We start from the raw sequence: 1,158 nt of genomic DNA, 5'->3' as shown, positions 1-1,158 counted from the left end.
GACCGCGCGAGCACCGCTGCCAGGATCGGCGTCGGCGTGCTGGCCGGCGTGCTCGTCGCCGAACTGGCCTCGACCGTGCTGCTCGGCGGCACCGTCGACCGGGAGCTGGACGTGCGCGCGCAGGCGAGTGCCGAGAACGCCCCGGGCGTGGTCGCCGCGCGGGCCGAGTTCGACCGGGCGAGCGCCGACCGGGCCGCCCTGGACGTGAGCATCGCCAAGGCGCAGGCCGATATCGACCGCGCGCTGGTCATCGCCCGCTGTGAGTACAACCCGACGCCGGAGTGCCCGCAGACCAGGATCACCGGCGTCCCCGGCCGCGGTCCCGAGGCCCAGACGGCCAACGACATGCTCGACGATTCCCGCAGGCAGCTCGCCGCCGCGCAGGCCCGCACCGATCAGCTCGACCAGCAGGTCCGCACCGAGACCGCCGAGCTGGCCGCCGCCCGCGCCACCGCGTTCGCCGAGGCCNCCAGGATCACCGGCGTCCCCGGCCGCGGTCCCGAGGCCCAGACGGCCAACGACATGCTCGACGATTCCCGCAGGCAGCTCGCCGCCGCGCAGGCCCGCACCGATCAGCTCGACCAGCAGGTCCGCACCGAGACCGCCGAGCTGGCCGCCGCCCGCGCCACCGCGTTCGCCGAGGCCGACCGGGGGCTCGGCGCCCGCTGGCTGGCCATGAACGGCTACACCGCCGACCACGCCGGGGCCGCCGCGCTGCGGGCGCTGATCCTGCTGGCCGGGGTCCTGCTCGCCCTGCTGCCCCTGCTGCTGCGGTGGTGGCGCGGGGAGACCTCGCTGGACCGCCGGGTCGACGCCGAGGAGGTGGCCGACCGGGCCCAGCGCGAGGCCGACGCGGCCATCGCGGTGAAGCGGGCCGAGGTGCGCACCGAGGCGGCTGCCCTGCGCGCCGATCACGAACTCGCCGCGGCCCGCCTGGCCATCGAGGCCGATACCGTCATCGATCGAGAACGTCAGCGCACCAGGATCATCGCCGCCATCGGCGGCTTCGAGCTCGGGATCACCGAGCCGCATCGAAAGGACGACTCCGTGGCTCTGGAGCCGAACGTCTCCCAGCAGCAGCTGCCCGCCGGGTACCTGCCCACCGCGCTGCCCGCCGCCGCGCCGCAGGCCGGTGCGCTGGTGCCGGCCCAGCCGGTC

Annotated in this window: 1 protein-coding gene; it reads left to right on the top strand. The window is 76.0% G+C overall.

Features of this window, described 5'->3' with window-relative positions; genetic code table 11:
* Positions 1 to 1,158: DUF4407 domain-containing protein (locus tag V8688_RS31975; RefSeq protein WP_342802385.1), on the top strand; the 1,158-nt coding region annotated here is incomplete at both ends.

This window comes from Nocardia sp. No.11, from assembly GCF_038752175.1.
Classification (GTDB): Bacteria; Actinomycetota; Actinomycetes; order Mycobacteriales; family Mycobacteriaceae; genus Nocardia; species Nocardia canadensis.
Note: the sequence above shows the minus strand (reverse complement) of the source record. Positions and strands in the feature narration are given on the sequence as shown.